The 5,499-nt window shown below is 39.3% G+C and carries 5 protein-coding genes and 1 pseudogene; 3 read left to right on the top strand and 3 right to left on the bottom strand.

Going from position 1 to position 5,499, the window contains the following annotated elements; translation table 11 throughout:
* Positions 1-242 precede the first annotated feature (242 nt).
* Both A3GG_RS12660 and A3GG_RS12895 read left to right on the top strand, forming a co-directional pair.
* Positions 243-1,766: a peptidase associated domain and porin domain-containing protein gene (locus tag A3GG_RS12660; RefSeq protein ID WP_018359171.1), complete on the top strand. Its 1,524-nt coding sequence runs from the start codon at positions 243-245 to the stop codon at positions 1,764-1,766.
* Positions 1,754-2,524, top strand: coding sequence for an outer membrane beta-barrel protein (locus A3GG_RS12895; protein ID WP_345908494.1), 771 nt, complete (start codon positions 1,754-1,756; stop codon positions 2,522-2,524). The genes A3GG_RS12660 and A3GG_RS12895 overlap by 13 nt, the downstream gene beginning before the upstream one ends.
* Before the next feature lie 253 nt (positions 2,525-2,777).
* Here the strand turns inward: A3GG_RS12895 and A3GG_RS12350 are convergent, their stop codons facing one another.
* Both A3GG_RS12350 and A3GG_RS0110065 read right to left on the bottom strand, forming a co-directional pair.
* Positions 2,778-2,969: an integrase core domain-containing protein gene (locus A3GG_RS12350; RefSeq protein WP_018359169.1), complete on the bottom strand. Its 192-nt coding sequence runs from the start codon at positions 2,967-2,969 to the stop codon at positions 2,778-2,780.
* A 133-nt stretch (positions 2,970-3,102) separates the two neighbouring features.
* Positions 3,103-4,440, bottom strand: a complete 1,338-nt coding sequence (locus A3GG_RS0110065) for a PL29 family lyase N-terminal domain-containing protein (RefSeq protein WP_018359168.1) — start codon at positions 4,438-4,440, stop codon at positions 3,103-3,105.
* A 508-nt stretch (positions 4,441-4,948) separates the two neighbouring features.
* Between A3GG_RS0110065 and A3GG_RS13910 the strand changes: the two are divergent.
* A pseudogene (locus A3GG_RS13910) lies at positions 4,949-5,137 on the top strand (IS982 family transposase); the annotation flags it as partial.
* 100 nt (positions 5,138-5,237) lie between these two features.
* Here A3GG_RS13910 and A3GG_RS12345 read toward each other — a convergent pair.
* Positions 5,238-5,499 (bottom strand): integrase core domain-containing protein (locus tag A3GG_RS12345; RefSeq protein WP_018359166.1); only part of this gene is annotated, 262 nt, incomplete at its 5' end.

Genomic DNA, 5,499 nt, shown 5'->3' with positions numbered 1-5,499 from the left:
AGAGTATCACCAAGCTACTCCCTGCCATGGAATATGGAATAGTAGTAGCTGCATAACAATAACCAATAACTATGTAAAGAGAAAGAAAATGTGTACGTTTGCGACAGTGAAAGAAAAAAACACTAGCCCGTTGTCTAAAAATGGGGAGTACTATACTATATTGTCGGGGGAATATTTGTAGATTGCAAAAAAACTATATTTGTGGCAACTATGATTAATTTAGGCTAAGTAAATAATTTATTATGGGGAGATTTTTAATCGGTTTCCTATTCTTATTGCTCAACCAGATGCTATTTGCTCAAAGCATCAAGGGCACCATTAAAGACGCAACAGACAGTTCTGCAATAAATCAGGTACGGGTTACCGCTTACAGTGAGTCTGACTCTCTTAGCGTTTATTCCGACCAGCAAGGAGTCTTTATTCTCCAGCTTCCGAGCGATATGCGGGTGGTACGACTCTCTTTTTCACACGTAGCATATGAATATATGGAGCTAAGTTCTTCTATTGATTCCTCAATGGAAGTTTACCTCAAGCCCAAAAACACTCTGCTTGACGAGGTCGTTATCGAGCAAAAATTCCTTTCGAGGCGTGACGGCAACACCATCGTCAATATTTCTCGAATCCCCAATGTAAATAACCTGCAGATTAATCAAGTATTGACGAGAATTCCCGGTGTAGTTAAAACCGGCGAAGGGGGATACTCTCTCAATGGTAAGTCTGCTGTCATCTATATCAATGGTATCAGACAGTCGATCTCAGCGACCTCACTAGCTGCTTTTCTTTCTAGCCTTCCAGCTAATGCTGTCTCATCCGTAGAGCTTGTCCCAATTAATTCTGGTCAATATTCAGCTACAACAGAAGCTGTCATCAATATTAAGACCAATCCGAACATACCACTTGGGTACTCATTCCAGCCTTCAGCCTACACTTCTTTCTTCAAGGAGGGGCTAAGGAATGTTGGAGCAAGTTTATTTTATATGACCAAAGTCAAACGACTGCTATTCCACAATACATTCTCTTACGACAACGAAGCCGTCTACTCTGATTATCTTGACAGCCTGATCATCCCCAATCGGGCTCCTATTATACAAGAAGGCAACAGGAAGGGCAGAATCAATGTGTTGACTTATAACGCATCTCTACAATATACTTTACCGAGTAGTCATCGCCTAACTTTCAATACATTTATATACTATGACTTTGCTAAGCCAACCTCGTATTGGGATAACCGTATCGAGAAGTCACTAGTCCAAAGAAAAGAGCGAAGCGACCTTTATAACTTTTCTCTCGTCTATCAAATACCCTCTACCAATCTTGTTTTTAATGGAGATATGGGATATAGCTTTTCGTATGGAGGTGTTTACGAAGAATCCGACTATTTCCATTCAAATGGAGAGCAATACAATCGGTCAGACGTAAGTATGGATGGCTTTCTCAATACACTTTATGCTAATTTGCACTCTGCCTTTGGAGACTGGAAACTGCACTATGGTCTACAAATAGATTACAATAGCGTCAAGGATAAGTCTATCTTTCAAGATGGACGACAGTCCGATTTTAATGGTTTTGAAGTCCTTCCTGCTCTTTACGCACAGGCACAATACCGCTTGAGTAACCGATTGGGGCTAAAGGGAAGTGTTCGAATGGAGACCACGCATTATGAGTACAACCTTGGTTCGGAGCATGTAACTAAAAATTATACCTCTTTTTTCCCTCTCTTTTACTTAATGGAGACTTTCCCAATTACAGCTTTATTACAGGGCTGATATCCAATATCATACGACCTAGATACCAGACAATGATCCCAGGGTTACGACAGAATAGCGATTATATGTATTACTCGGGCAATCCCGAACTACAACCAAGCAATGGTTACGGTCTGGTATTCAATAATACTTTCTTTGAGTACGCACAACTCAATCTCACTTATGCTGCTGTGCTCAATGCTTCAGGCAATGTGTACACAAGGGAGGGGGAATATTTAATAAGATCCACTGAAAACATTTCGGATCAAAGATATTTTACGATGAATGCGGTATTACCTTTTTCTTTTTGGGAAGACAAACTCATGGGACAGCTTCAGGCTAAAGCAACCTATCGTAAACTACATAACTTCAAAAATGGATTTGTGCCTCCAATTGGTAGATCAGCCTCTTATTGGTTACACAGCTATAACGCCAATGTAAGCTATTCCCCGACAGACCGATTTACTATCACGCTCTACGGCTCTTATGAACCACTATATTCTTCCACTATGTTGGAGACCTCTTGGAATACGAATTGGAATTTGGAGCTATACTACTCTTTCCTCAAAGAACGCAACCTTACACTCTCTCTGGGAGCATACAATCTCCTTGAACGAGACAATATCCGTACTTCATACTTCCTTGATTACGCTGAAAACTCTAAGACCTTTAGCATGGGACCTACTCTTAAGGTCTCCCTCAAGTATCGACTCAATAAAGGTCAGAAGGTCGTTGAAGAATACCAAGATTATACCCCTAATGCCTCCCGAATCCGATAGATGCGATTATGATAAAGAAATTCAATCTGATAAAAATATGACAAAAACTCTTGTAGACTGTTGTTAATAATAAAAAGTTATGATGGAGAAACGTAAATCTGAGATCAATATGAAAGCTCTTTCTGAATTCTCGAGTATTCTTGAGTCAGAAGTGTATAGTACTCCCCATTTTTCGACAACGGGCTAGTATTTTTTTCTTTCACTGTCGCAAACGTACACATTTTCTTTCTCTTTACATAGTTATTGGTTATTGTTATGCAGCTACTACTATTCCATATCCCATGGCAGGGAGTAGCTTGGTGATACTCTGGTGGGGGCGCTCATAGTTATAGAACTTTATCCACTTCCCTATTCCTTGCCGTAGTTCTGAGATTGTATCGGCTGGATTAAGATAGATATGTTCCTGTTTGATACTTCTCCAGAAGCGTTCTATAATACTTCCCATAAACTAGATAACACAAAAAGTGCTAACTTTTTGTGTTATCTAGTTTATGGGAAGTATTATACTTATGTTACGTCTGTAACGGAGGCAATGGGATTAGAGAATATATCAGAAGTTGGTTGCAGTTCGTTGGTTATCACGGGTTCTCTGAAAAAAGACGTATGCTGTAACCATAACGCTTCTCGCTATAGTGTGTTGCAGATCCAAATCTTCCAAAATTAACGTAATAGCCCGCATCACTTATATGTTCAGATGAACACCAATAACACCCAAATACACCTTGTCCAATAAGCCTGTTTGCATTGTATTTCCCACCTGCCATGGGGAATGAGCGAGTAACTGTATCCTTTGTACTTGCCCAGTATTCTTCATTTGCGATATCATCTAACGAAGGAAGGGCACTAACAGTTTGCATTTGAATCTGAAAAAGTTTGTCTTCATTCTGTAGGTTGTATTTTGCAACAACGAAAAGAGGATTTTCATTTGATGTTTGATAGGTCAGTGTTGCATATGCATTATTATTGTCAGAAATGAATGTGCCAGTCATTTTATACTTTTTTTTAGCGATAGAAACTTCTGTTTCTGTCAATTCTCTCTTTAAATTGTTTTCAAAGTCAACGTATTGATAATTGTCAGGAATAATAGCATTCCATTCCTCCTTAGATGCAAGATGGTATTTATTGCCATCGAGATCGGAAGGTGATCTAAAATAATTAACCGCATCATTCCATGTAAAGAGGTGCTTCCCAGTAATATCGTGTTCAGTTTCAAATGTTCCATTGAGGTCTGCAAGATTATATTCAGCGACGTATGCAAGTGGTGAGGGTCGATTTTCAGGTTGAGGTGTCGGTATTGGCTTCACTGAAGGGATGACAAAGGTCATCCCGTTAAAGATAATAGTAATAGTACCATCACCATTATCGGTGATCTTTAGGTCAGAAGCTGCATCAGTTCCCACAGCCTTAACAGGCTTGCCATTCACATCTTTGACTAGCTCCCACTTTACGCCTCCATCGAGACTCACCTCCCAATTTCCATCTGCATTCACACGCAGTTGTGGGGTGACACCAGCCTTTCCATCCTCGCCCTTAACTCGGATTGGGTTACCAGCGGCATCTCTCATCAGCTCTCCGTCCAAAGTCCAGTATAGCACACCATCGACCTCTTCGATTCCTACGCTAGGTGTTTTGCCATCCTTCCCATGTTTCAAAATAATTTCAGAACCATCTGACATCACAAGTTTGTAACCCTCATTTTTGGGCAAGGCAGTGTATGAAACAATGCTAATCTTTTGAGCCTGAGCATCAACTAGCTTCTGGAGAGATGCAATCGTTTTATTTGCATCAGCAGTCAATGTCTCCAGCTTCTTTATACGAGCATCGTGGTCATCCAAACGGCGGTACACATCATCTAAGTTAGTGCACGAAACGAGCAACAACAAGGTGATAAGTCCTAGAGAAAATTTTGTCTTCATGTTTTTAGTATGTTAAAGTTAACGAAACTGTGTAAGCAAGCCACGAAATATCTAAATCTATGTTATCACAATATCAACGAGGTAAATGTATCAATAATTATTATACTACACAACTTTTTTCGTTGTTTATTTGAGGATTTTTGTTTCATGAAGTCTAATAACCTTGTTTCAAAATCGAGATAATCTCAGATATTAAGCCGATTTCGATGCTTGAATATATCATCAAAGGCTGTCGTTTTTTTTCTTTTTGCTCTTAAGCGTAGAAGATGCAAATGAGATTTAACCTTCAAATAAAAAGGTGTGAGCCCGGTATTGTACCGAGCCCACACCGACTATAAGGTGATTAATAATTTAACGTGAGTTCGACCTAAGAAAAGAGACAAAAACCAGAGGTGAATATTTGCTCTAATGGACTAAAATAATAGGTGATTATATTAGGAAAAGTGGCGAATTATTTGTATCTTTATATTGTGATAAACAATAAGAAAACAAACAAAACACCACTTTTATGTTCACAAATATAGTCGAAGTTTTTTGCATTATAGATGATTTCTCCAAAATGTTTGATCAGGCAATGACAGCTCATTCGATTGAAAACGGGCAGGCAAAGACAAGGAGAAATAGAAAGTTCAAGATGTCAGACAGTGAGGTGATGACCATTCTCGTAATGTTTCACCACTCTCATTATCGTGATCTGATATAGTACTCCCCATTTTTCGACAACGGGCTAGTGTTTTTTTCTTTCACTGTCACAAACATACACATTTTCTTTCTCTTTACATAGTTATTGGTTATTGTTATGCAGCTACTACTATTCCATATTCCATGGCAGGGAGTAGCTTGGTGATACTCTGGTGGGGGCGCTCATAGTTATAGAACTTTATCCACTTCCCTATTCCTTGCCGTAGTTCTGAGACTGTATCGGCTGGATTAAGATAGATATGTTCCTGTTTGATACTTCTCCAGAAGCGTTCTATCCAAATATTGTCTTTGCAACGTCCTTTCCCATCCATACTTATCCTTATTCCTTTCTCCTCTAATAGCTCTACCCAGTTCTTG

The organism is Porphyromonas levii DSM 23370 (assembly GCF_000379925.1).
Taxonomy (GTDB): domain Bacteria; phylum Bacteroidota; class Bacteroidia; order Bacteroidales; family Porphyromonadaceae; genus Porphyromonas_A; species Porphyromonas_A levii.
The sequence above is the reverse complement of the archived record's forward strand: the minus strand, read 5'-3'. Positions and strand labels throughout refer to the sequence as shown.

What these genes read in the sequence shown, in the direction of transcription:
- A3GG_RS12660 (WP_018359171.1), top strand. Translation starts at nt 243, where the DNA reads ATGGGGAGATTTTTAATCGGTTTCCTATTCTTATTGCTCAACCAGATG.
- A3GG_RS12350 (WP_018359169.1), bottom strand. Translation starts at nt 2,969, where the DNA reads ATGGGAAGTATTATAGAACGCTTCTGGAGAAGTATCAAACAGGAACAT.
- A3GG_RS0110065 (WP_018359168.1), bottom strand. Translation starts at nt 4,440, where the DNA reads ATGAAGACAAAATTTTCTCTAGGACTTATCACCTTGTTGTTGCTCGTT.